The sequence below is a fragment of the Mesorhizobium sp. M7A.F.Ca.CA.002.09.1.1 genome, assembly GCF_003998555.1.
GTDB lineage: Bacteria > Pseudomonadota > Alphaproteobacteria > Rhizobiales > Rhizobiaceae > Mesorhizobium > Mesorhizobium ciceri.
In genome coordinates, this window is the sequence record NZ_RZRR01001452.1 from 1 (window position 1) to 749 (window position 749).

General features: G+C 66.2%; 1 protein-coding gene. It reads left to right on the forward strand.

What is annotated here, in order from left to right; all coding sequences use genetic code 11:
• Positions 1-88: 88 nt before the first annotated feature.
• Positions 89-749 (forward strand): 2-dehydropantoate 2-reductase (locus EN994_RS33935; RefSeq protein WP_127308282.1); only part of this gene is annotated, 661 nt, incomplete at its 3' end.

Consider the following 749-nt stretch of genomic DNA (forward strand, 5'->3'; position numbering starts at 1 on the left):
CAGACATAGGGGCCAGCCTCATGGCTGGCGATACCGCCGATATTATGGTTTTCATGTCGTATAGTTGCGACCCGGCGCGGGCGACAGGATGGCAGACAAGGACAAACGGATCGTCATAGCCGGTGCCGGCAGCATCGGCTGCTATGCCGGCGGCTGCCTGGCGCTGGCCAGCCGAAAGGTCATTCTGCTGGCCCGGCCGCGCATTGAGGCAGCGTTGCGGCAGGGTGGATTGCGGGTCAGCGACCTCCAGGGCCGCGATCGCTCGATCAAGCCGGAGGCGCTTGCCGTCACCACCGATCCGGCCGCCACCCTGCCGCAGGCAGACGTGATCCTGGTCACGGTCAAGAGCGGCGCCACTCAGGACATGGCGGATCTTATCAAAGCTCATGCCCGGCCCGACGCCGTGGTGATCAGCCTGCAGAACGGTGTCGACAATGCCGACAGGCTGCGTGCCGGACTTGGCCGGCGAACGGTGCTGGCCGGCATGGTGCCGTTCAATGTGGTGCAGTCGCCGGACGGCGAGCTGCCGCTGCGCGTGCACCGCGCCAGCGACGGCAAGGTGATGGTCGAGGATGGCGATGCCGGCCTGGTCGGCCTGCTTGGCGTCGAAGGGTTTGCGGTTGAAGCGCATGGCGACATGAAGGCGGTGCTGTGGGGCAAGCTGCTGATGAATCTGAACAACGCGCTGGTGGCGCTTTCCGGCCTGCCGCTGGCAACCGAACTGGCCGACCGACGCTGGCGGCTGATCC